At 54.5% G+C, this 20,828-nt stretch carries 21 protein-coding genes; 2 read left to right on the top strand and 19 right to left on the bottom strand.

Going from position 1 to position 20,828, the window contains the following annotated elements:
• Nucleotides 1–32 precede the first annotated feature (32 nt).
• The 7 genes from CDH47_RS08485 to flhA form a co-directional block, all read right to left on the bottom strand.
• The gene (locus tag CDH47_RS08485; protein ID WP_100639453.1) at nucleotides 33–2,126 is read right to left on the bottom strand and encodes a chemotaxis protein CheA; all 2,094 of its coding nucleotides are present in this window, start codon (nucleotides 2,124–2,126) and stop codon (nucleotides 33–35) included.
• 18 nt (nucleotides 2,127–2,144) lie between these two features.
• A complete protein-coding gene (locus tag CDH47_RS08480) occupies nucleotides 2,145–2,930 on the bottom strand; it encodes a protein phosphatase CheZ (RefSeq protein WP_100639771.1) in 786 nt (261 codons plus the stop codon).
• 20 nt (nucleotides 2,931–2,950) lie between these two features.
• Nucleotides 2,951–3,334 carry a chemotaxis response regulator CheY gene (gene cheY / locus CDH47_RS08475; RefSeq protein ID WP_100639452.1) on the bottom strand — a complete coding sequence of 128 codons (384 nt, stop codon included), beginning with the start codon at nucleotides 3,332–3,334 and terminating at the stop codon, nucleotides 2,951–2,953.
• An 86-nt stretch (nucleotides 3,335–3,420) separates the two neighbouring features.
• A complete protein-coding gene (locus CDH47_RS08470; protein ID WP_100639451.1) occupies nucleotides 3,421–4,164 on the bottom strand; it encodes an RNA polymerase sigma factor FliA in 744 nt (247 codons plus the stop codon).
• Between the two features lie 29 nt (nucleotides 4,165–4,193).
• On the bottom strand, nucleotides 4,194–5,006 hold the full coding sequence (locus tag CDH47_RS08465; protein ID WP_100639450.1) for a MinD/ParA family protein: 813 nt from the start codon (nucleotides 5,004–5,006) through the stop codon (nucleotides 4,194–4,196).
• Between the two features lie 72 nt (nucleotides 5,007–5,078).
• Nucleotides 5,079–6,395, bottom strand: coding sequence for a flagellar biosynthesis GTPase FlhF (gene flhF / locus CDH47_RS08460; protein ID WP_100639449.1), 1,317 nt, complete (start codon nucleotides 6,393–6,395; stop codon nucleotides 5,079–5,081).
• A 60-nt stretch (nucleotides 6,396–6,455) separates the two neighbouring features.
• Nucleotides 6,456–8,636, bottom strand: a complete 2,181-nt coding sequence (gene flhA, locus CDH47_RS08455) for a flagellar biosynthesis protein FlhA (protein WP_100639448.1) — start codon at nucleotides 8,634–8,636, stop codon at nucleotides 6,456–6,458.
• A 226-nt stretch (nucleotides 8,637–8,862) separates the two neighbouring features.
• Here flhA and upp point away from each other — a divergent pair, with 226 nt between their 5' ends.
• Both upp and CDH47_RS08445 read left to right on the top strand, forming a co-directional pair.
• Nucleotides 8,863–9,501 carry a uracil phosphoribosyltransferase gene (gene upp / locus CDH47_RS08450; protein WP_100639447.1) on the top strand — a complete coding sequence of 213 codons (639 nt, stop codon included), beginning with the start codon at nucleotides 8,863–8,865 and terminating at the stop codon, nucleotides 9,499–9,501.
• Nucleotides 9,502–9,503: 2 nt separating this feature from the next.
• The gene (locus CDH47_RS08445; RefSeq protein ID WP_100639446.1) at nucleotides 9,504–10,760 is read left to right on the top strand and encodes a uracil-xanthine permease family protein; all 1,257 of its coding nucleotides are present in this window, start codon (nucleotides 9,504–9,506) and stop codon (nucleotides 10,758–10,760) included.
• A 624-nt stretch (nucleotides 10,761–11,384) separates the two neighbouring features.
• Here the strand turns inward: CDH47_RS08445 and flhB are convergent.
• From flhB to CDH47_RS08385, 12 genes are all read right to left on the bottom strand, one after another.
• On the bottom strand, nucleotides 11,385–12,521 hold the full coding sequence (gene flhB, locus CDH47_RS08440; protein WP_100639445.1) for a flagellar biosynthesis protein FlhB: 1,137 nt from the start codon (nucleotides 12,519–12,521) through the stop codon (nucleotides 11,385–11,387).
• Between the two features lie 22 nt (nucleotides 12,522–12,543).
• Nucleotides 12,544–13,329: a flagellar biosynthetic protein FliR gene (gene fliR / locus CDH47_RS08435; protein WP_100639444.1), complete on the bottom strand. Its 786-nt coding sequence runs from the start codon at nucleotides 13,327–13,329 to the stop codon at nucleotides 12,544–12,546.
• A 3-nt stretch (nucleotides 13,330–13,332) separates the two neighbouring features.
• A complete protein-coding gene (gene fliQ, locus CDH47_RS08430; RefSeq protein WP_100639443.1) occupies nucleotides 13,333–13,602 on the bottom strand; it encodes a flagellar biosynthesis protein FliQ in 270 nt (89 codons plus the stop codon).
• A gap of 27 nt (nucleotides 13,603–13,629) precedes the next feature.
• Nucleotides 13,630–14,394: a flagellar type III secretion system pore protein FliP gene (fliP, locus tag CDH47_RS08425; protein ID WP_100639442.1), complete on the bottom strand. Its 765-nt coding sequence runs from the start codon at nucleotides 14,392–14,394 to the stop codon at nucleotides 13,630–13,632.
• An 8-nt stretch (nucleotides 14,395–14,402) separates the two neighbouring features.
• Nucleotides 14,403–14,858 (bottom strand): flagellar biosynthetic protein FliO, encoded by a 456-nt coding sequence (gene fliO, locus CDH47_RS08420; RefSeq protein ID WP_100639441.1) that lies wholly within the window; start codon nucleotides 14,856–14,858, stop codon nucleotides 14,403–14,405.
• Nucleotide 14,859: 1 nt separating this feature from the next.
• Complete coding sequence (gene fliN, locus CDH47_RS08415) at nucleotides 14,860–15,360, bottom strand: flagellar motor switch protein FliN (RefSeq protein WP_100639440.1); 501 nt, start codon at nucleotides 15,358–15,360, stop codon at nucleotides 14,860–14,862.
• Nucleotides 15,353–16,351 (bottom strand): flagellar motor switch protein FliM, encoded by a 999-nt coding sequence (gene fliM / locus CDH47_RS08410; RefSeq protein WP_100639439.1) that lies wholly within the window; start codon nucleotides 16,349–16,351, stop codon nucleotides 15,353–15,355. The genes fliN and fliM overlap by 8 nt, the downstream gene beginning before the upstream one ends.
• A 55-nt stretch (nucleotides 16,352–16,406) precedes the next feature.
• A complete protein-coding gene (locus CDH47_RS08405; protein ID WP_100639438.1) occupies nucleotides 16,407–16,919 on the bottom strand; it encodes a flagellar basal body-associated FliL family protein in 513 nt (170 codons plus the stop codon).
• A gap of 174 nt (nucleotides 16,920–17,093) precedes the next feature.
• A complete protein-coding gene (locus tag CDH47_RS08400) occupies nucleotides 17,094–18,239 on the bottom strand; it encodes a flagellar hook-length control protein FliK (protein WP_100639770.1) in 1,146 nt (381 codons plus the stop codon).
• 119 nt (nucleotides 18,240–18,358) lie between these two features.
• Nucleotides 18,359–18,727, bottom strand: a complete 369-nt coding sequence (locus CDH47_RS08395) for an Hpt domain-containing protein (protein WP_100639437.1) — start codon at nucleotides 18,725–18,727, stop codon at nucleotides 18,359–18,361.
• Nucleotides 18,728–18,760: 33 nt separating this feature from the next.
• Complete coding sequence (locus CDH47_RS08390; protein ID WP_100639436.1) at nucleotides 18,761–20,485, bottom strand: SpoIIE family protein phosphatase; 1,725 nt, start codon at nucleotides 20,483–20,485, stop codon at nucleotides 18,761–18,763.
• 24 nt (nucleotides 20,486–20,509) lie between these two features.
• Nucleotides 20,510–20,815, bottom strand: coding sequence for an STAS domain-containing protein (locus CDH47_RS08385; RefSeq protein ID WP_100639435.1), 306 nt, complete (start codon nucleotides 20,813–20,815; stop codon nucleotides 20,510–20,512).
• Nucleotides 20,816–20,828 lie beyond the last annotated feature (13 nt).

Genomic DNA, 20,828 nt, shown 5'->3' with positions numbered 1-20,828 from the left:
CCGCAGTGCCTTCGATTGGTTCAGCAAAGACCTCAGCTGTAATGCTGCAGCAAGCTGGGAACATCAATAATGAGCGCTATGCGGCCATCACCGGTAATCGTGGCACCCGCCATTCCCGGCGTTCCCTGCAATCCCCGCCCAAGCGGTTTGATGACCACTTCTTCCTGACCAACCAGTTGGTCGACCACAAAGCCAACCTTTTGGGTACCCATGGCGACAATCACAACATGCCCGTTTTCGGGGCGAGTGACACCCTCCTCCCCCTTTACCAACCAACGCTTTACATGGAAGAGTGGGTACACGTTATCCCGCACAACAATACATTCCCGACCGTCCACAATGTTTGTGCGGGTAAGATCAAGGTGGAAAATCTCCACCACGTTCACTAACGGCAAGGCAAAGGACTGGTCGGCAAGCTTGATCATCAGGGTTGGCATAATGGCCAGAGTCAGGGGCACCTTGATAATAATACGAGAGCCTTTACCGAGAGCCGAAACCACACTGAGCTGGCCATTGAGCTGATTAATTTTGGTTTTCACCACATCCATACCGACGCCACGACCGGAGACGTCAGAAATCTGCTCCTTGGTAGAGAACCCCGCGGCAAAAATCAGGTTAAAGCACTCTGAGTCGGTAAGGCGGTCGGCTGCATCCTGGTCGTAAATACCCTTTTCCACCGCTTTCCGGCGCAGAACTTCCGGATCCATACCGGCGCCATCGTCATCAATGGACAGGAGTATATGATCCCCTTCCTGTTCGGCAGAGAGCGTCACTGTCCCCTGGCGCGGCTTGCCGGCTTTTTCACGAACCTCCGGCGCTTCTACACCATGATCTACAGAGTTACGCACAAGGTGAACGAGTGGATCCGACAAGGCTTCAACCAGATTCTTGTCGAGATCTGTATCCTCACCATGCATGACCAGGTTAACTTCTTTTTTCATGCCCCGGGCCAGATCACGAACAACCCTCGGGAAGCGACCAAATACCTTTTTGATGGGCTGCATACGGGTTTGCATAACTGCCGACTGAAGATCGGTAGTCACCACATCAAGGCTGGATACTGCCTTGTGCATGTGCTCGTCTTCACTCTCAAAGCCCAGTCTCTGGAGACGGTTTCGCACCAACACCAACTCGCCCACCATATTCATGATGTCATCAAGGCGTTTGGTATCAACACGCACTGTGGTTTCTGCTACCGGGGCTGCGTCCCTGGGAGGAGCCGTTCTATTAGCAGGTTCTTTGGCCACAGGCTTTGCTTCAGGTGCTTTCCCGGGAATCACTTTCGCGGGTTCAGGTTTGCCCGGTTGCGGCGTCTTCGATCCTTTACCGGAACCGCCTGCAGTGGTCGGGCTCCCTCCCTTGCCATGCAACTCATCGAGCAAGCTTTCAAATTCGTCGTCGGTGATCAGCTCACCATTATTGCCCGCTGCAGGGCTGACTGCATCAGCGGCAACGGCATCAGCCTGTACAGCAAATTTGCCTTTACCATGAAGCTCGTCAAGCAAGGCTTCAAACTCATCATCAGTAATTTCATCACCACTTCCACCACCCACAGCGTCCTTACTATCGGCAGACTGATGATACCCCGGGCTATCGCCGGCACCGGAAACCGGCGCATCGCCGTGCAGCGCATCCAGCAACTGTTCAAATTCTTCGTCGGTAATATCGCCCCCATCCTGGTCGCCGGCGGCGGGCTCGGAGGTTGCGGGCATTTCAACCGCTTGTTCCGCAGGAGTCTGGGGCAATGCCAGGGCGTCCAGGGCAGCAATCAGTTCGTCGGGTGCAGGGGTAAGCTCTTCCCGATTACGCACTTGCTCAAACATAGAGTTCACGTGATCCAGAGCTTCCAGCACAACGTCCATTAGCTCAGAATCGACTGCGCGCTTATGGTTGCGCAGGATATCGAACACGTTCTCGGCAGAGTGACAGCAGTTAACCAGTGCGTCCAACTGAAGGAAGCCTGCACCGCCTTTTACAGTATGAAATCCACGGAAAATAGCGTTAAGCAGATCGCTGTCATCAGGGTTTTGCTCAAGATCAACAAGCTGTTCCGACAGTTTCTCGAGTATCTCCCCGGCCTCTACCAGGAAGTCCTGCAGGATCTCATCATCGGCATCAAACGCCATGGATTAACCTCTTCATATTCAGAAACCGAGACTGGACAACAAATCGTCTACGTCGTTTTGTCCCGAGACTACATCTTCGCGCTCTTCTGCGTTTACCTGAGGCCCCACGCCCTGCTCGGCCGAGACATCCTGGTTTTCAATCTGATGCACGGTGCCTGTGAGCTGATCAACATGGCTGGCCATAACCACCAGGCTCAGCATCTGCTCCTCCACTTCTTTCACCAAAGCAGTCACTCGCTGAATCACCTGGCCGGTCAGATCCTGAAAATCCTGCGCCAGCAAAATCTCGGAGAGGTTGTTGTAAATGGTGTCTGTATCTTTGGTAAGGCTCAGAAAAAAAGCATCTATTCGGCCATACAGGTCGCGAAACTCAGCCGGCTGCATTTCGCGGCGGCGCAATCGCTGCCATTCATCCCTCAGTGCGGTGGCTTCGCCCCGCACTGAACTGGCAATTGGCATGCTTTCCTCGACCAGATCCATAGTGCGGTTGGCCGCCTGCCCGGTCATCTGGACAACATACGCCAACCTGTCGGAAGCATCTGTCATCAAGGACAAAACTTCTTTCTGCTCCGGGCTGCGCGGGTCTATCTGGAAGTTGCTGATTGCCTCATGGAGCGTACGTGTCAGCCGACCAACTTCACGATACAGACTCTGATCCCTGACTTCGCTCAATTCATTAATCAGGGTCATGGCGCCGGCATAATCGCCGCTCTCAACACACTGGGAGAGTTCTGCTGTCTGGTGCCGGAGCTTTTCGGTCACTTCTGGCTCAAGATCCCGGTGGATCTTTCTGTTATCGCTCATACGACCCATCCAATTTCCGATTACTGAATTCGCTCAAAAATCTTCTCAATTTTTTCCTTGAGAACAGCGGCAGTGAAGGGCTTCACAACGTACCCATTAACACCAGCCTGAGCTGCCGCCACAATTTGATCGCGCTTGGCTTCTGCAGTAACCATCAATACAGGAAGGGTTTTCAGGTTTTCATCAGCCCGCACCGTTTTGAGCAAATCAAAGCCGGACATTCCGGGCATGTTCCAGTCAGTCACGAGAAAGTCATACTTGCCGCTTCTGAGCATGGGCAAAGCGGTGTTGCCGTCATCCGCTTCATCGGTATTGGTGAAGCCCAGATCACGGAGCAGGTTTTTGATGATCCGCCGCATTGTGGAGAAGTCATCCACAATGAGAATTTTCATGTTCTTGTCCAAAGGGACCTCCAGTTATCAAGACCCGGAATTCGTTTTGACCTTTGCATTAAAAAGTGTAGCAGGCCGCTGATTTAACCATGTAACATCTAACTATTGTCCTCAAGGCGCCAATCAGAAAGCCTGCCACGCAACCGCAAGGCTGCCTGGCTGTGTATCTGGCTGACTCTGCTTTCGCTGACGCCCAACACAGCGCCGATTTCCTTGAGGTTCAGTTCTTCCGTGTAATACAAGCTCAGCACAAGCTTTTCCCGCTCCGGTAACTCCTCAATCTCGGCCGCCAGCTGACTCCGGAACGAAACCGACGTGAGATCATCCAGCGGATTATCATGGGTCTCTGTTTCATCTATCGGCAGCTCCCCGGATTCATTGAGCTCATCGAGACTAAAAAGACGCCCACTATTGGAATCCGCCAAGGTGGCATGATACTCGGAAAGTTCCATTCCGAGCTCTTCAGCTACCTCTGCATCCTGGGCTTCCCGACCCAGCCGGTCTTCCACAGCCTTGATGGCCTGCGCAATCCGCCGGGAGTTGCGGTGAACAGAGCGCGGCACCCAGTCGCCTTTGCGAATTTCATCCACCATGGAGCCGCGGATGCGTATTCCGGCATAGGTTTCAAAAGCTGCGCCTTTGGTTGCGCTGTAGCGTTGCGCAGCTTCCAGCAACCCGATCATGCCCGCCTGCATAAGGTCGTCGAGCTGTACCGAAGCTGGTAGCCGCGCCAAAAGATGAAGTGCAATTTTCTTGACCAGGGGTGCGTGAGTCTCTATGAGCTCTGAGGGACTGTTCACACCAGCCTGATGGTAGATTCCCAGTTTTTTCGCCAATGTCATGCATCCGGTATTATTTTGCTGGATCGGTTTCAGACTTCGACGAGCCGCTCCACAAAAAACTCCAGGTGTCCGCGGGGAGATGAAGGCAAGGGCCAGCTTTCGACCTTATCAGCCAGCGCCTTGATCGCAAGCGAGGCCTTGGCCCGTGGATAAGCATCCAGCACAGCCCTCTGGCGCTGAACTGCCTTCTTCACGGCTTCGTCGTAAGGCACCATACCAACATATTGTAGTGCCACATCGAGGAAGCGCTCAGTAACCCGTGTCAGTTTTTCAAACAAATGGCGGCCTTCCTGCTCGCTGCTCACCTGATTGGCAAGAATACGAAAGCGACTGGTTCCATAATCACGGTTCATGAGCTTGATCAGGGCGTAGGCGTCCGTTATGGAGGTAGGCTCATCGCAGACTACCAGCAGCAGCTCCTGGGAAGCCCGTAAAAAACTCACAACGGACTCCGAAATCCCGGCAGCTGTATCAACAATAAGCACGTCGATCTGATCGCCCAATTCACTGAACGCGTTGATCAGGCCTGCGTGTTCCATTGGGCTAAGCTGAGTCATGTGCTGGGTTCCGGAAGATGCCGGAACAATTTTAATCCCGCCGGGACCGTTCACCAGAACGTCTCTGAGGTCACACTCCCCAGCCAACACGTCCTGCAATGTATTGCTGGCCGTTACCCCGAGTAGCACATCAAGATTTCCCAGGCCGAGATCGGCATCAAGCAGCACCACACGCCTGCCTTTCTGTGCCAGTGCAATGCCAAGGTTGACGGAAATATTACTCTTGCCAACCCCGCCCTTGCCGCCGGAAACCGCTATCACCTGTACCGGATGTGCTTTGCTCATACTGTTTATAATCTCTCGCCAGGATTAACCGGATATAGTTCATAGCCGGATACAACTCAGAACTTCAGAGCCTCATGCAATTTCACGCGGGTGCTCTTTGCCAGGCACTTTCTCTGCTGCCGCTTGCTCCTGCAGCATTTTCAGGCGCTCGACGGCCAAACGCACAAGCAGAACCGCTTCAGCATGATGCAGGTCCCCCGGGATTTTCTGCCCATCCGTGTAATAGGCCACCGGCAAGCCGGTTTCCATCACAAAACCCAAGGACTCTCCCAGAGTCAGAGCTTCGTCAATTTTGGTCATCACGCAGCCTGTAAGACCTGCCATCTTATAGCAATGCCAGACGGATTTCATAATGCGCGGCTGGCTGGTTGCCGAAACAACCAGGTGTGTGCGAATGTTGTGATGGCTGCGGGCCAGTTCTGCCAACTGCTGCTGATACCCTTTATCCGAACTGGTCAGCCCCGCCGTATCTATGAGCACCAGATGCCGGTCCGACAGCTCATCAAGAATATCATCAAGCGTATTGCTTTCATCCACTACTCGCACCGGCACGTTCAGTATACGGCCAAATACGAAAAGCTGTTCATGGGCGGCTACCCGGTACCGGTCTGTCGTAACCAATGCGATCGAATCAGCGCCATGCTTCAGCACATAACGAGCGGCAAGCTTGCCGATGGTGGTTGTTTTGCCAGAACCTGTCGGCCCCACCAGCGCGTATACGCCACCTTCGTCGAGCCACTCCTGATCCGGGGTGCGCACACCCGCAACAAGCATTTTCAGGGATTGCTTCCATCCATCCTCCAGCTTGCCGCCCTTGTGACGACGGGAGAGCGAACCGGCCAGATCCGAGCTTACGCCAAACTCCTGCAAGCGCTCTGCCAGCCTCTGCTGAACCGCGTTGACGCCGTGCTTTTCCGGCTCACCAGGCCGGCCACTCATAAGGTCCCGCAACGAACTGATTTCCGCACGCATGCGCGCGAGCTCATCAGAATAGTTTGTATTATGGGTATTTTGAGACGGCTCCTCTGAAAACTCGTCACTGGCAGCCCCGTGCAACTCGGCAAATGACGCTTCAGCATAGCCTTGGCCAAGCGCGGCACGGCTTTCCCGAACGTCGCGAATGCGGGAGCGGGAGCGACTCAACTCCTCTTCCAGCCGGCGATGGCGCTCCGCTTGCATCTCTGCAAGGCGAGCTCCGTTGGTGGCCTCGCTGGCCTGATCGCCAAGGCTCTGGCGCGCCACGTTTTCGTCATAGTCCAGAGCCGTGACGATCTCTACGCCGCCTTCAACCCGGCGATTGGAAAGGATGACAGCATCTGGCCCCATCTGCTCACTGACCTGCTTCAGCGCCTCGGCCATGCTCTTGGCAAAAAAACGTTTTACTTTCATGATATTGCATCCTCCACCGGCAGCACGCTATCTGCGCTGCCCGTTCTTTCATCCGCCAGCCTATTGGCCAACAGACGCCACGATCGTAATCTGCTTGTTATCCGGTATTTCCTGGTAGGAGAGCACGTGTAGCCGCTCAACACCGTAACTGGCAAACTTTGCGAGTACTGGCCGCAAAGGCCCGGATACCAGAAGAATGGCGGGTTTACCCAGCATCTCCTGCCGCTGCACGCTGTCTTGCAATGAGCGCTGCAGCTTTTCCACCATATTCGGTTCCAGAACCATGCCTATATCTTCCAGGCCGCCAGATTGTTGACTCTGCTGAACAGACTTAAGCAACAACTGTTCCAAGTCAGGGTCCAGGGTGATAACCGGAATCTCCTCGTCGTTCCCGCAAATGCTCTGAATAATCATCCTGCGCAAAGACTGACGCGCTACAGTGGTCAGTAATTTGGGGTCCTGACTCTTGGGGTGCAGGTTGACCATAGACTCGGCAATGGAGCGCATATCCCGAATGGGCACCTCCTCTTTAAGCAGGTTCTGCAATACCTTCAACAGGAGGCTGATCGTCACTGTGGTCGGCACCAACTCTTCCGCCAGCTTGGGCGAGGCTTTCTCCAGCTGATCGAGCCACTGCTGAGCCTCTTCATGCCCCAGCAGTTCGTGAGCATGCTTTTGCAGTACCTGGTTCAGGTGGGTAGCCACTACCGTGCTGGCATCCACCACGGTATATCCGAGCGTCTGGGCCTGATCTTTCTTTTCCGGCTCAATCCAGCTGGCATCCAGCCCAAACGCCGGATCTTTGCCCTCTATACCCTCGATTTTTCCGAACACCTGGCCAGGATCTATCGCCAGCTCCCGATCCGGATGGATTTCCGCCTCTGCGATGGTGACCCCCATCAAGGTGATGCGATAGACATTCGGCATCAGGTCCAGGTTGTCGCGAATGTGAACAGAAGGCATAAGGAAGCCCAGGTCCTGGGACAGCTTTTTACGCACGCCTTTTATACGGCTCAGCAATTCACCACCCTGAGTCTTATCAACCAGAGGTATCAGGCGGTACCCCACTTCCAGACCAACGATATCCACCGTTGCCACATCGTCCCAACCCAGCTCCCGGGATTCTCCCGGCGCGGGCAGCTGCCGACCCTGGTCACCACCGGCATCGCCCGCCAAAGGTAAATCTCGCCCGCCAGCGCCAGGCACAACACCCGCGCCTCCCCGACCGGGAAACACTCCTCCCTCTTCAACGGTTTGCCGATCTTTCTTCCACACATACCAGGCACTTGCAGCTGCAAGACTGCCGAGACCAAGGAAAGCCACATGGGGCATGCCGGGAATCAACCCCAGCAAAATCAGAATACCGGCGGCAATGGCCAGGGCTTTGGGTGCACTGAACATTTGCTGAAGAATTTGCCCGCCCATATCCTGGCTTGAAGTGACCCGGGTAACCATGATGGCCGCGGAGGTGGAAAGCAGCAGTGACGGTATCTGGGCAACCAGGCCGTCACCAATAGTGAGCAACGCGTAGCGCTCCATGGCAAGACCAAAATCCAGGCCATGTTGAATCATGCCGATGGCAACACCGCCAATAATGTTGATGGCCAGGATCAACAGGCCTGCAACGGCATCACCTTTTACGAACTTGGACGCACCGTCCATGGAACCGTAAAAATCCGCCTCTTGGGCGATCTCTTCACGACGGTGTTTTGCTTCGTCCTGATTAACAAGCCCTGCGTTCAAGTCCGCATCAATGGCCATCTGTTTGCCGGGCATGGCATCCAGGGTAAAGCGTGCGCTCACCTCCGAAACCCGGCCCGCACCTTTGGTAACCACCAGGAAGTTGATAATCATAAGAATGGCGAACACCACGAGACCCACCGCGTAGTTGCCACCAATCAGCACAGCACCGAAGGATTCAATAACCTTACCCGCCGCATCGCCGCCTTCGTGGCCTTGCAGCAGAACAATCCGGGTGGACGCCACGTTCAGCGCCAGGCGTAACAGGGTTGCAACCAGCAACACCGTTGGGAATGATGCAAACTCCATGGGGCGCAGCGCGTAAACACACACAAGCAGAATGACAATAGAAAGGGTTATGTTGAACGTGAAGAAAACGTCCAGCAAAAACGCGGGCATGGGCAGTATCATCATGCCCAGCAGCCCCATCAACATAACGGGTACGCCGAGGTTGCCCTGCGTCAGGGATTTGACGTTATTGAGGACTAAAGTTCTGTCCATGCCCGAAGCATCTCCGATTTACTGTTTCTGAAGGCGTTTTCAGGGTCGAGTTTCTGACGCCAAAGTGGCTTTTACCCTGTTACCGCAAGATCCATACCAGCCTGCCCGGTTTTTCCTTCGGAAGCTGCAATCAGGTGCCTGACTCACCTTGTAAGATGCGGTATCCTTGCGCCACTTATATTGCGACATTTACCCCTTCAACCCAGACCCAGAAAACAGGTGAGCCATGCCAGTCCACGAGGTAAAACACCCCCTGATCCAACACAAACTCGGCCTTATGCGTCGGGCCGACATCAGCACTAAAAATTTTCGTGAACTGGCACAGGAGGTCGGCGCCCTTCTCACCTACGAAGCGACCAAGGATTTCAGCCTGAAAGAGAAAACCATTGAAGGCTGGGCCGGGCCAGTGAATGTGGAGCAAATTCACGGCAAGAAAATCACTATTGTCCCTATTCTGCGTGCCGGTCTGGGTATGCTTGACGGTGTTCTGAGCCTGATCCCTGTGGCGCGGGTCAGCGTGGTAGGCCAAATTCGTAATGAAGAGACCCTTGAGTCCAACACGTATCTGGAAAAACTTGTTGGTGAGCTCGACCAACGTATGGCGCTGATAGTGGACCCCATGGTCGCTACTGGCGGCTCCATGATCTCAACCATCGACGTGCTGAAAAAGGCAGGAAGCACGGAAATCCGTGCACTGGTGTTGGTGGCAGCCCCTGAGGGCATTAAAAAGGTTCTCGACGCCCACCCGGATGTGTCTATCTACACGGCCTCTGTGGACGAATGCCTGAACGAGAAAGGCTACATCCTGCCCGGGCTTGGCGATGCCGGCGACAAGATCTTCGGCACCAAGCAAAAGGACAGCTGATCATGCAAGACCACTCCACAGACTCCACCTGGAAGCAGGCCATCGCCGGCTCCCAGATGCTGCTGGTGGCCTTCGGTGCCTTGGTGCTGATGCCGCTGATAACTGGCCTTGACCCAAATGTTGCACTCTTCACCGCCGGCCTGGGCACACTGATTTTCCATGTTGTGACTGGCGGTCAGATTCCGATCTTCCTGGCGTCATCTTTCGCTTTCATCGCACCGGTTATCGCTTCCAAGAGCAAGTTCGGCCTTGAAGAGACCCTGGGCGGGTTGATGGCGGCGGGCATTCTCTACATTATTCTCAGCGGTGCAATAAAACTGCGCGGCACTGGCTTTGTTACTCGTTTGCTGCCTCCCGTAGTGATTGGCCCGGTGATTATGGTGATCGGTCTGGGGCTGGCACCTGTGGCTGTACACATGGCCTCCGGCCGCACGGGTGATGGCGCGGTTCAATTAATACCTGAGACTACCGCCCTGTGGATTGCCATGATTTCGCTGACGGTGACCATTATTGCGTCAGTCTGGGCCAAGGGTATCTTCCGTCTGATTCCGATTATGTTTGGTGTGATTGTCGGGTATGTGCTGTCTGCTTTCGCTGGCGTTGTTGATACCACACCCATCCAGCAAGCACCCTGGCTTGCGGTCCCCAACTTTGTGGCGCCAGCGTTCAGCTGGGGCGCCATTATGTTCATGATTCCGGTTGCCATTGCCCCTGCCATTGAGCACATTGGCGACATTCTGGCGATCGGTAACGTGACCCGCAAAAACTACCTCGAAAAGCCCGGGCTGCACCGCACTTTGCTGGGCGACGGTTTGGCCACCAGTGCTGCTTCGTTATTGGGCGGACCGCCCAACACCACCTATTCTGAAGTAACCGGCGCGGTAATGCTGACCCGTAACTTCAACCCGAAGGTGATGTGGTGGGCGGCGTGCACGGCGATTGTGTTGGCGTTCGTAGGCAAATTCGGCGCGGCCCTTCAGACGATTCCGGTACCGGTAATGGGCGGCATTCTGTGTTTGCTGTTCGGTTCCATTGCTGTGGTTGGTATGAGCACCCTCATCCGCCATCAAGTTGATCTATCCCAAGCGCGGAATCTGGTTATCGTTGGCGTAACCCTGGTGTTTGGCATCGGCGGCATGGTTCTCGGTCACCTTGAGGGTATCGCCCTGTGTGCGGTAGCTGCGATCATCCTGAACCTGATTCTTCCGGGTAGCCGTGAAGCATGGGGTAAGGCGATTTACGAGCACAAAGGCGACTGACCTCAGCGTTAATTGTTGTCCCACTGGTGCCTTCGGGCACTGGTGGCTCTTCCTCCTTCTTGTACGTGCCCTCCTTTTTAGTAGCTTGCGAGTTTTGGTGTTTGCTGCCATGCGGGGCTGCTTCCAATAATCACTACGAGACCTTTAAGTCTGTCCCTAGCCTTTTAGGGCTGGTGCAAGCTGCCATGTGGGGCCCCTCCCAAAAACCGCTACGAGCCCATCCATGGGCGCTTGTCGGTGGCCGTCCTTGGCCACCGGCATTTTTGGGAGGGGCCCCACATGGCAGCTATCGAACAATGCTGGTATCGCGACAGTTTAAAACCATAAAGATGATTGAATGCTTGCTGGAATCATAGGTGGTGTTTCGCACCACGGCAGAATACATCAGTAACAGACACACGGTTGTCTCAAGAGCTGGGAAGTTCTTCCTAGCGATATCGTAAAGTTTGCCAGAGTGGTGGTGGGTGGCCTTTCCAGGACTGTCGGTGGCCAAGGACGGCCACCGTCAAGCGCCCAGGGATGGGCTCGTCGCGTGTCCTGGAAAGGCCACCCACCACCACTCTTCCCCCCCAAACCCCGCAGGCTAGGAGCCCAAGCTAACAGGCCAACTCCAAAGTCAGCCGGCTATATATCCCGCCGCATATCAGAAGGAATCGGAAAATCAGGCATCCCCGGCTTGGGCCCACGCCCCTTGCGGAACTGTCGGAGCTGGAACACATAAGCCAGAACCTGGGCTATGGCCATGTAAAGACCATCGGGGATTTCTTCGCCAATGTCACTGTTGTGGTACACCGCACGGGTTAACGGCGGAGTGCGGAGCACTTCAACCTTGTGCTCGCGGGCGATTTCCATGATCTTGAAGGCGGTCTGGTCATTACCTTTGGCCACAACCATGGGTGCGCCCATGGAATCCGGATCGTATTTTAGCGCCACAGCGTAGTGCGTCGGGTTGGTGATGACCACGTCGGCCGTGGGCACATCCTGCATCATGCGGCGCTGGGCCATTTCGCGCTGGAGTTGGCGGATTTTGCCCTTAACCTCCGGTTTGCCCTCTGAATCCTTGTATTCGTCTTTTACTTCCTGCTTGGTCATCCGCAGTTTTTTCTGATGATCGAAAATCTGGAAAGGCACGTCGATCATGGCAATGATGATGGTGGCGCAGGAGAGCAGGAAGAAGCTCCAACCCAAAGTCCAGAGAACATGCTCCATGGCGGGCACCGCCGGCTCGTTGGCGATAGAGAGCAAATCTTCTGTGCGGATGTTCAGTATCAGCAGCGCCAAGGCCATCACCAGACCCACTTTGGCGATGGCTTTGACCAGCTCGATCAGGGAGCGCATGGAAAACATACGGCCCAAACCCTTGATGGGGTCCATGCGGTTGAGCTTGGGGGCTATGGCCTTGCCGCTGAACAGCAAGCCGCCAATGCCGATGGAACCCGCGACGGCAGCGATGAGCAGGAGCACCAGGATCGGGGAAAGCGCCCAAGCGGCTTCTTTGGCAGAGGCCATCAATTGGAGGCTCATGTGCCGGGTGTCAAATATCGCCGAGCGCTCCAGGGTGAAGGCGTCGCGAAAAATGGCCTCCAGAGAAGCACCCAAATGGGTTCCGAACATCAACAAACCACCAGCGCCGGCAATCAGCACGGCCATGGTGGCCAGCTCTTTGGATCGGGCAGTCTGGCCATCCTCCCGGGCTTTTTCGAGCCTTCGGGGGGTGGCCTCTTCGGTTTTCTCCTGACTGTTGTCGTTTTCTTCAGCCATATCAGAACTCTTGGCTTACCAATTAGGGTTGCCCTTGAAGGCCTCGCATAAATTCAAAGGTCTGCTCGGTGTATTCCTGGAAGTGTGGCAGAAAATTGGCGTGCAGCACCCATATGGCAAACAATCCAAAAATCAGGCCAATCGGGAAGCCCAGGGCAAATATGTTCATCTGGGGCGCAGCCCGGGTCATTACGCCGAAGGAGATGCTGACGATGAGCACAGCAGTTACAGCGGGAAGCGCCAGCAACATGGCTGAGGTGAACATCCAGCTTATCCTGTGAGCCAGCTCCCAGACACCCACCTGGCCAAGGCCTTCCATACCTATCGGCATGGTGCGGAAGCTTTCTATGAATACCTCAAACGCCACCAGGTGACCGTTCATGGCCAGAAACAGCAGGGTAACGGTAATGGTGTAGATCTGTGAAAGCACCGGCACGTTGATGCCATTGGCGGGGTCAACCATGGAGGCGAAGCCCAGGCCCATTTGCATGGCGATCATCTGGCCGGCGATCACGAACAGTTGCCAAAGTGCGGTCAGCGCAAAGCCCATGCCCACGCCAATCAGGATCTGCTGCAGGGTGATAACAACCGCATCGGCGCTCAAGGCATCGACCCTTGGAACGTCCGGAATCATCGGCACGATCAAAATAGTCATTAACAACGCAAGCCCCAAACGCACTCTGGCGGGAACCAACTGGGTGCCGAAGATAGGTATAACCATCAGAAAGCTGGCCAAGCGGAACAGTGGCCAGAGATGCTGCCCAACCCACTGGCCGAGCATGTCTGCATTGAGTTCCATGGGAGTCATGGATCAACCAATCAGAAAAGGAATGCTGGAGATCAGCCGGTGAGCATGGTCCAGTAGTTTGGTCAGTAACCAGGGGCCCATAACAATGATTACAATGAGGGTTACCAACAGGCGCGGAAGGAAACTCAGGGTTTGTTCGTTAATCTGGGTAGCAGCCTGAAAGGTACTCACAACCAGGCCAATCACCAGCCCCGGCCCGATAATGACGGAAGCAAAAAGCACAATCATCCACAGGGCTTCGCGTAGTATGTCGATAACGGTTTCCGGAGTCATGTATCTCTCCTGCGTCTCATAACTGGCCTATATCCCGTAGCTTGCCGCGAGAGTGCCCATGATCAGGGCCCAGCCGTCCACCAGCACAAACAACATAATCTTGAACGGCAGCGAGATGATAATGGGTGACAACATCATCATCCCCATGGCCATCAAAACACTGGCGACGACCATGTCGAGAATCAGAAACGGAATAAACAGTATAAACCCTATCTGGAAGGCTGTTTTCAGCTCGCTGGTCACAAATGCCGGCATCAGTATCCAAAAGGAGACATCCTGAGCGGTATCGTACTGAACGTCTGCAATGCGCATGAACAGCGCAAGGTCATCTTCCCGGGTTTGTCCCAGCATGAAATTCTTGAAGGGCTTGCTGGCTAGCTCCACTGCTTCCAGGGAGGTCACTTCTTCCTGCAGATACGGCTGCAATCCCACGCGGTTGGCCTCTTCAAGCACCGGTTTCATGATGAAAATACTGAGAAACAGCGCCAAACCAAGCAGTATCTGGTTCGAAGGTGTCGCCTGCAGGCCCAGGGCCTGGCGTAGAATTGCAAACACTACGATGATGCGGGTGAAGGATGTCATCATCATCAGCATGGCAGGCAAGAAGGTCAGCGCGGTCATCAGCGCTAAAATCTGCAGGGTTACCGTGTATTCCTGGGTGCCCTCCCCCTCACCTGGCTGAACCGTGAAGGCAGGAATCCCGGGTAAGTCCGCGAGCGCTGAAGGTGCCCAAAACAGGCCTGCGAGCACAATAAAAAGCGGAATGTGTCGTTTGAGTTTGGCCACCATCATAGGGCTAGTCATTCCTTACCCGGAGCCGTCCAGGATTTACCCATCATGCCCTGAAGGCGCTTGGCAAAGTCTCCGGAGTTTGCCTTTCCGGCTTCCACCACCGGCTCCTCAAAAACCTGCAAGGTTCGTATCGCCGATGGGGTAATACCCAACAAAATCTGCTGGCCGCCCACTTCTATTAAAGCGATGCGTTCACGAGCACCAATGGCCATCACAGACACAACCTTGATGGCGCTGTTGTTCATGCCCGTCATCCCGTTCATTCGGCGAATAATCCAGGCGCAACCATAAATAATGGCTATAACTGCCAGCAGGCCGGCACCGAGGCTGAGCAAGGTGCCCAAGGTGTCCGGTGCGTTGCCCACTGCTTTTCCCGCGGTGCTCTGTGTGGCTTTAGCGGACTCTTCTGCAAGGGCAGAGCCGGTTAACAAAAGCAGCGACAAGAACGCCGATGTTGTTCGCATACTATTTTTGCAGCCGCTTGATACGTTCGCCCGGGCTGATCACGTCGGTCAGGCGAATACCGAACTTTTCGTTGACCATAACCACTTCACCATGAGCAATGAGTGTGCCGTTAACCAGCACATCCAGTGGTTCACCGGCAAGTCGGTCCAACTCAATTACCGAGCCCTGGTTCAACTGCAAAAGATTGCGGATGGGTATCTGAGTATTCCCCACTTCCATGGAAATGCTGACGGGGATATCCAGAATCACATCCAGATCCGGTGGTGTGCCTCCACCCGGGGTCGCCGAGCCCCCTTCATTAAACTCTTCCATGGGTGCAGTACGTACGCCACTGTCGGCACTGCCACCCGTTTCTCCTGCTTCTTCCATGGCCTGAGCCCACTCATCATCGCGGGAGTCTTCAGCCACCTCATCGCCAGACTCTTCCATGGCAGCTTCCCATTCGGCTGCCAGCTTCTCGTCTTCGCTCAGCTCCTGACCTTCTTTTTTATCTTCAGCCATTGCGTCTTACCTTCGATTGTTTTTTTACCTTCGGGCGCACCGCCCGCTCGTGGATTCTCAGCGCCAGCTTACCGTCCCGGGTTCCCATGGTTGCCTTATAAACAGGGATACCATTTGCGGTAACGGTCAGATAGTCGGGCACCTCCATCGGTATAATATCGCCCGCCTTGAGTTTGGCGATCTCTCTCAGGGATATCCGGCGCCTGCACACAGTGGTATTTATCGGAACGACCACTTCTTTGATGTCTTCCTGCAGGGCGCTAACCCAACGCTCGTCTATGTCATCAACATCACTTTGCACACCGGAATCAAGTACATCCCTGATAGGCTCGATCATTGAATAGGGCAAAGCAAAGTGTAGCTCGCCGCCGCCGCCATCAAGCTCTATGTGGAAAGTGCTGACCACCACCACCTCACTCGGGCTGACAATATTTGCCATGGCGGGGTTTACCTCTGAGCTGAGGTATTCAAAATTGACTTTGACAACCGCTTGCCAGGCTTCCTGCATGTCTTTGAAAATCTGGTTGAGCGTCATCTGAACAATGCGGTTTTCAGTGGGTGTGAACTCCCGGCCCTCGATCTTGGCGTGTCGCCCCTCACCCCCGAAAAAGTTATCAACCAGCTTGAACACCAGCCTTGCATCCAGAACAAACAGGGAGGTTCCCCGCAACGGGCGAACCTTGCAGAGATTCAGGCTGGTGGGTACATAAAGGGTATGTATGTACTCGCCAAATTTCATGATCTGCACGCCGCCGGTGGAAACATCTGCATTTCGGCGCAGGAGATTAAACAGGCTGATGCGGGTATACCGGGCAAAGCGCTCGTTAATCATTTCCAGCGTTGGCATCCGGCCCCGGACAATACGATCCTGACTGGAAAGGTCGTAAGACTTTACGCCACTTTCGTCGCTTTCTTCATAGGTATCGATGTCACCTTCATCTACGCCGTGAAGAAGCGCATCAATTTCATCCTGTGACAGTAAATCCTGCATACCTTGTCCTGTCGCTGAAAAGCCTTACCCACGTGGGCGCTGTTATAAGCTCTATCTATTGCACTACAAAGTTCCGAAACAACACCCGGCTGACGGTCGGCTCGCCCTCCTGCTCCAGAACCTGATTCACCGTGTCCAGCATATTGCCCGCAAGATTTTGCCGGCCTTCTGGTGTTTGCAGCTCGGTAAAGCTGCTGTTGCCAAGCACCATAACCAGCTGGCTGCGAATCAGGGGCATATGCAGTTTGGCCGCCGTCAGTGCCTGAGGATCCGTTGCCTCAAATGACACATAAACCTGCACATAACGCTGGCGCCCCTCACCCTGAACCGTTGTCACCAGCGCTTTCTCTATGCCCAGGTAAACACTGGGGGTAAAAACCTCTTCTGTCACTGCGTCTTCACTGGTGGCGGTGTCTTCACCCATTCCCGGAATGCTGCCATTGAGAAACCATAAGGTTCCTGCAACAGATAGCGCTATCGCAAGGATCACCACAATCACAAGCAGAATGATCAGTTTCAGTTTACCTTTTTTTGCCGGTGCTGCATCAGTTGTGGTGTTCTCTGCCATAGTGTCCTTCGCCAGAAATTCGTCAATGAAAGGAGGTTTTCATAACGTTTGTATATTTGAGAGCAAGGAGCAGGCCAGAACACCCAGCCCTCCGCTCAAGCCCGCAGTTTAGCCTTGCTTACAGGGATGGGCAAAGGGGGCTGGCGGTTGGCACCCGGGATACTGCGCCCATTCTCAGGCAAATACATCAATAGCGCCGTTCCAGCTCAAGTCCAGGCTACCGCTTTGCACCCCTTCATCACCACCATCCAAACCGGAAAGTGCTGATCCGGGGCCAGGAGAAGCCCCCTCCGCCCCGCCTTCATCGGCCCCCTGCTCTCCGGATGAGTTTCGGGAGTTATCAGAAACATCGAACTGAGCCAGAGAAAGCCCCTGCTCACCCAGCATGTCTCGGAGTCGGTGGGAATGAAGTTCCAACTGCTCTCTTACCACCGGGTTCGCAGCATGCACGGTAATATTGGCCTGATCATTCTGAACCCGAACACGTACTTCCATTGGCCCCATGTCGGGCGGAGTCAGGTGAATCTCAGCCACTGACAGGTTTTTCGCTGTAAGCCAGCTGAGCTTCCCTGCCAGCTTGTCGCCCCACTCTGCGTGATTTACCGGTACATCAACCGATGTTGCGTAACTCCTCAGAGGCGCCTGTACTTCTGCTGCCAGCTTTCCAGCAGTGTTGCTGGCATTTTGCTGGGAAACCAGCTCCATAGCGGATTCCAAACGGGCGCCGGTCAGCAAGCTCGCCGGGTCCATAGCCACAGCTTTTTCGGCCCTTACGGGAACCAGGGCATCGGGCAGTTGCAGGCCAGCAACCGGGCTGCCATTACTGCCGGGCGCGAGCTGCCCCGGCTTACCTTCAGCAAGCCCTGCGAACAGTTCGCTGCCCGGTATAAGCGTTGAGTTGTTCGCGGATGACCCTACCGCGTTACCTGGCACTGCAGCTGCGGGAGGCAATAGTGCTTGCAGCTCGGCAAAGGTCAGCGCAGTAGTTGCTTCCATTTCGGGCGCTGTGCCCAGGCTCTCGCCGGTACCTTTGTCAACCAGTTTGCCAGTGCTCTTTACTTGGTTCTGGCTGGAATCACCCTTGCTTACCTGGTGCACACTGTTTGCTGCTTCAGCGTTTTTTGGGTCATCTTTCCGCGCGTTCTCTGACAGATCCTTGCGCTCGGACTTTTGACGATCGAGACGTTTCTGCTCCGCACGAGAGACAGATTCATAACGGGTTTCGCCGGTACCACTGTCGCGACCCGGCCCGGTTTTTGAAGCGCCGGCATCGTTCTGCATCCCTGGCGCGGGAGTCTGGGGAAGAACCATCTGTTTCATGGCAACCTCTTGCCGCTTTTGAACCCTGGGTGCCTGATAACCCGCTTCAATGCGGGTTATCAGGCGCTGATTCAAATAGCTGCAAAAGCAATGCCAGGCTGCTCATTCAGATGTTCTCACTACCTCACCCGCTTATCTGGCGCCCCTGCCATCAGCGCATGAAGGGCTTTCGCTACCCGCTGAAATTCCTCTTCTATGGAACCCAATACAGGCTGCGCATCCCCCAAACGATCCTCTATTCCTGCTTTTTCTACCTCACGACACAGAACGCCAAGACGCGGAGCCCCTATGTTGATACAGCTGCCTTTGAAGCTATGAGCCGTCTTGGCGACAGCGTCTGCATCCTCATCGTTCAACGCCGCCTTCAGGCTTTCAATACGCTCTCTCGAATCGCTAAGGTAAGTGTGAATCAGTGTTTCGAACTCATCTTCCATTACGTTCTGAAGCTCTGCCAGAGCCTCTTCATCAAGGTGTGGTTTATCAACCATGACCAACTCCCTTGTTCCTGTTAAACGTTGATATTAATAAAACCATTCATAGGCAACTTCTATCTGGTTTCCTTTGTTATGAAAATGGATGGATTTTGCCAGCCGTTTTAACAATGCCAAGCCCCGGCCGCCGTAGCGGGGACCACTCTGCGCCATCTCTGTGGCTTGCAGAACCGGATGATTCTGAAAATCGAATCCCCGCCCGCTGTCTTCACAGACAACCCGCAGGCATCCGCCCGAAGGCATCCGCTCGTGATGAAAACTGAATTTGATATAATGCCCATCTACTTCACTCAGGCGCGTCGCGCGCTCGGAATAGTACCGGTCAAACCCCTCCGGGGTATATTTCCACTCTGAGGTAAGCCTAAGTATCCCGTGTTCTAACGCATTATTGTACAGCTCTGACAGCAGGGTATAAATTTCCCCACTTTTACGCCGCAATCCTGGCACCTCCATGCAGATATGCAGTAATAGCGGCAGAGGGTTAAACTCCGCCAACGTACTGTCACGAATTTCATACACGCATTGCCACTGGGTTGGCCCGGCCAGAGCAGACAGCTCTCCCGCATCTGGCAAAGCAGCCTGGCCGGCTTCATCAACCATTTCCAGGCAGCAGAGCGTCAGGTCATCACCAAACTGTTGCTGACCGGTAAATTGCTGTATTTCACTCATGAGCACATCAAACGGGTGCGCATCGCCGCCAACGCTCTCAACCGCATGGAGAACGCCCTGCTCACCAAAGAGCTGACCCTTGCTGTCAGTACATTCCAGCACGCCATCCGTCATCAACAACAAGCGATCACCCGGCTGCGACCTGATGGATTGCATGTCAGCATTGAACTGATCTGCACTCAAAATGCCCAGCGGCAAATGCCGTGAAGGCAAAGTGTACTGCTCCGTTGGCGATCGCAGTAGCCAAGTGTCAGGCAGGCCGCCATTCCAGATCTTTAGCTGATTCTGCGCAAAATCGGCCTCCACCATAATGCCGCAGCAAAACATATCCTTTGGCAGTATGCGCACCAGTTTCTGGTTAATTTCCCTGAGGATATCGGAACCATCAAAGCCTTTGGCTACCATTCCATAAAAGGACTCCGCCACAGGCATGGCACCCACTGCGGCCGGCAGGCCATGGCCGGTAAAATCCCCTGCAAACACCAACATTCCCCCGGCGGGGCGAGGTGAGGCGAACAGAACGTCGCCACTGAATATGGATAAAGGGGAGGCATGGTAACGAATATTAGGAGCTCCCAGGCAACCGGTGTGGGCAACATTATCGAACACCCGCCTGGCTATGTGTTGCTCCTCCTGGAGCTGCCGGTTGCGTTCATGCATCAGGTCTCGCTGATCTGACAACGCCTGGTGCATCAGTCGCATCCGGTTAAATGCCTGTATTTTGGCTTTGATCATCACCGGGTTGTAGGGCTTACTGAGAAATCCGTCTCCTCCCGCCTCAAGACAACCTGCCAGGTCTTCGGGCTCGGTGAGGGATGTAACAAATATCAGTGGCACCAGCCGTTCGCCCGCAAGGCTTTTGATCTGCCGCGCGGCCTCCATGCCATCCATTGTCGGCATCAAGGCATCCAACAAAACAATATCCGGCACTTCTGACTGAAAAAGGGCCACTGCATCACGGCCATTGGCGGCACCGACTACGCTGTAACCAAGGCGCTTCAGCAAAGACTTCAGTATCAGGCGGTCACTGTCGCTGTCATCAGCAACAAGAATTTTGAGGCGGGCGGTTTCAGCAGGGTCGTCCATGACAGTTTCCAGTGATCCCGGGGATCACCGAATAGTGAACAGCTGCTCAAAGTTGGAAATGGTCAAAATCTTGCGAACATCATTATTGCAGTTTTCAATGGCTATATTGGCATTGTCTCCACCTGCATGGTCTCGAAGCAGAAGCAGCATTCCCAGTGCAGAGCTATCAAGATAGGTTGCGTCTGACAGATCCACAATATAGCCCTTGATATCTTTCCCACCATGCTCGTAGGCATCACGAAACGCCTGGTGGGTGCTGAAATCAAAGCGCCCTTCTATTTTGATAACCAGCGATCGTCCATCCTGACTGCGGTGGGTCTGTATTGGCATCCGCAAAACCTCC

The sequence above is a fragment of the Marinobacter salexigens genome, from assembly GCF_002806945.1.
Classification (GTDB): Bacteria; Pseudomonadota; Gammaproteobacteria; order Pseudomonadales; family Oleiphilaceae; genus Marinobacter; species Marinobacter salexigens.
Note: the sequence above shows the minus strand (reverse complement) of the source record. Positions and strands in the feature narration are given on the sequence as shown.

What these genes read in the sequence shown, in the direction of transcription:
- CDH47_RS08485 (WP_100639453.1), bottom strand. Translation starts at nt 2,126, where the DNA reads ATGGCGTTTGATGCCGATGATGAGATCCTGCAGGACTTCCTGGTAGAG.
- CDH47_RS08480 (WP_100639771.1), bottom strand. Translation starts at nt 2,930, where the DNA reads ATGAGCGATAACAGAAAGATCCACCGGGATCTTGAGCCAGAAGTGACC.
- CDH47_RS08470 (WP_100639451.1), bottom strand. Translation starts at nt 4,164, where the DNA reads ATGACATTGGCGAAAAAACTGGGAATCTACCATCAGGCTGGTGTGAAC.
- CDH47_RS08465 (WP_100639450.1), bottom strand. Translation starts at nt 5,006, where the DNA reads ATGAGCAAAGCACATCCGGTACAGGTGATAGCGGTTTCCGGCGGCAAG.
- flhF (WP_100639449.1), bottom strand. Translation starts at nt 6,395, where the DNA reads ATGAAAGTAAAACGTTTTTTTGCCAAGAGCATGGCCGAGGCGCTGAAG.
- flhA (WP_100639448.1), bottom strand. Translation starts at nt 8,636, where the DNA reads ATGGACAGAACTTTAGTCCTCAATAACGTCAAATCCCTGACGCAGGGC.
- upp (WP_100639447.1), top strand. Translation starts at nt 8,863, where the DNA reads ATGCCAGTCCACGAGGTAAAACACCCCCTGATCCAACACAAACTCGGC.
- CDH47_RS08445 (WP_100639446.1), top strand. Translation starts at nt 9,504, where the DNA reads ATGCAAGACCACTCCACAGACTCCACCTGGAAGCAGGCCATCGCCGGC.
- flhB (WP_100639445.1), bottom strand. Translation starts at nt 12,521, where the DNA reads ATGGCTGAAGAAAACGACAACAGTCAGGAGAAAACCGAAGAGGCCACC.
- fliR (WP_100639444.1), bottom strand. Translation starts at nt 13,329, where the DNA reads ATGACTCCCATGGAACTCAATGCAGACATGCTCGGCCAGTGGGTTGGG.
- fliQ (WP_100639443.1), bottom strand. Translation starts at nt 13,602, where the DNA reads ATGACTCCGGAAACCGTTATCGACATACTACGCGAAGCCCTGTGGATG.
- fliP (WP_100639442.1), bottom strand. Translation starts at nt 14,394, where the DNA reads ATGATGGTGGCCAAACTCAAACGACACATTCCGCTTTTTATTGTGCTC.
- fliO (WP_100639441.1), bottom strand. Translation starts at nt 14,858, where the DNA reads ATGCGAACAACATCGGCGTTCTTGTCGCTGCTTTTGTTAACCGGCTCT.
- fliN (WP_100639440.1), bottom strand. Translation starts at nt 15,360, where the DNA reads ATGGCTGAAGATAAAAAAGAAGGTCAGGAGCTGAGCGAAGACGAGAAG.
- fliM (WP_100639439.1), bottom strand. Translation starts at nt 16,351, where the DNA reads ATGCAGGATTTACTGTCACAGGATGAAATTGATGCGCTTCTTCACGGC.
- CDH47_RS08405 (WP_100639438.1), bottom strand. Translation starts at nt 16,919, where the DNA reads ATGGCAGAGAACACCACAACTGATGCAGCACCGGCAAAAAAAGGTAAA.
- CDH47_RS08400 (WP_100639770.1), bottom strand. Translation starts at nt 18,239, where the DNA reads ATGAAACAGATGGTTCTTCCCCAGACTCCCGCGCCAGGGATGCAGAAC.
- CDH47_RS08395 (WP_100639437.1), bottom strand. Translation starts at nt 18,727, where the DNA reads ATGGTTGATAAACCACACCTTGATGAAGAGGCTCTGGCAGAGCTTCAG.
- CDH47_RS08390 (WP_100639436.1), bottom strand. Translation starts at nt 20,485, where the DNA reads ATGGACGACCCTGCTGAAACCGCCCGCCTCAAAATTCTTGTTGCTGAT.
- CDH47_RS08385 (WP_100639435.1), bottom strand. Translation starts at nt 20,815, where the DNA reads ATGCCAATACAGACCCACCGCAGTCAGGATGGACGATCGCTGGTTATC.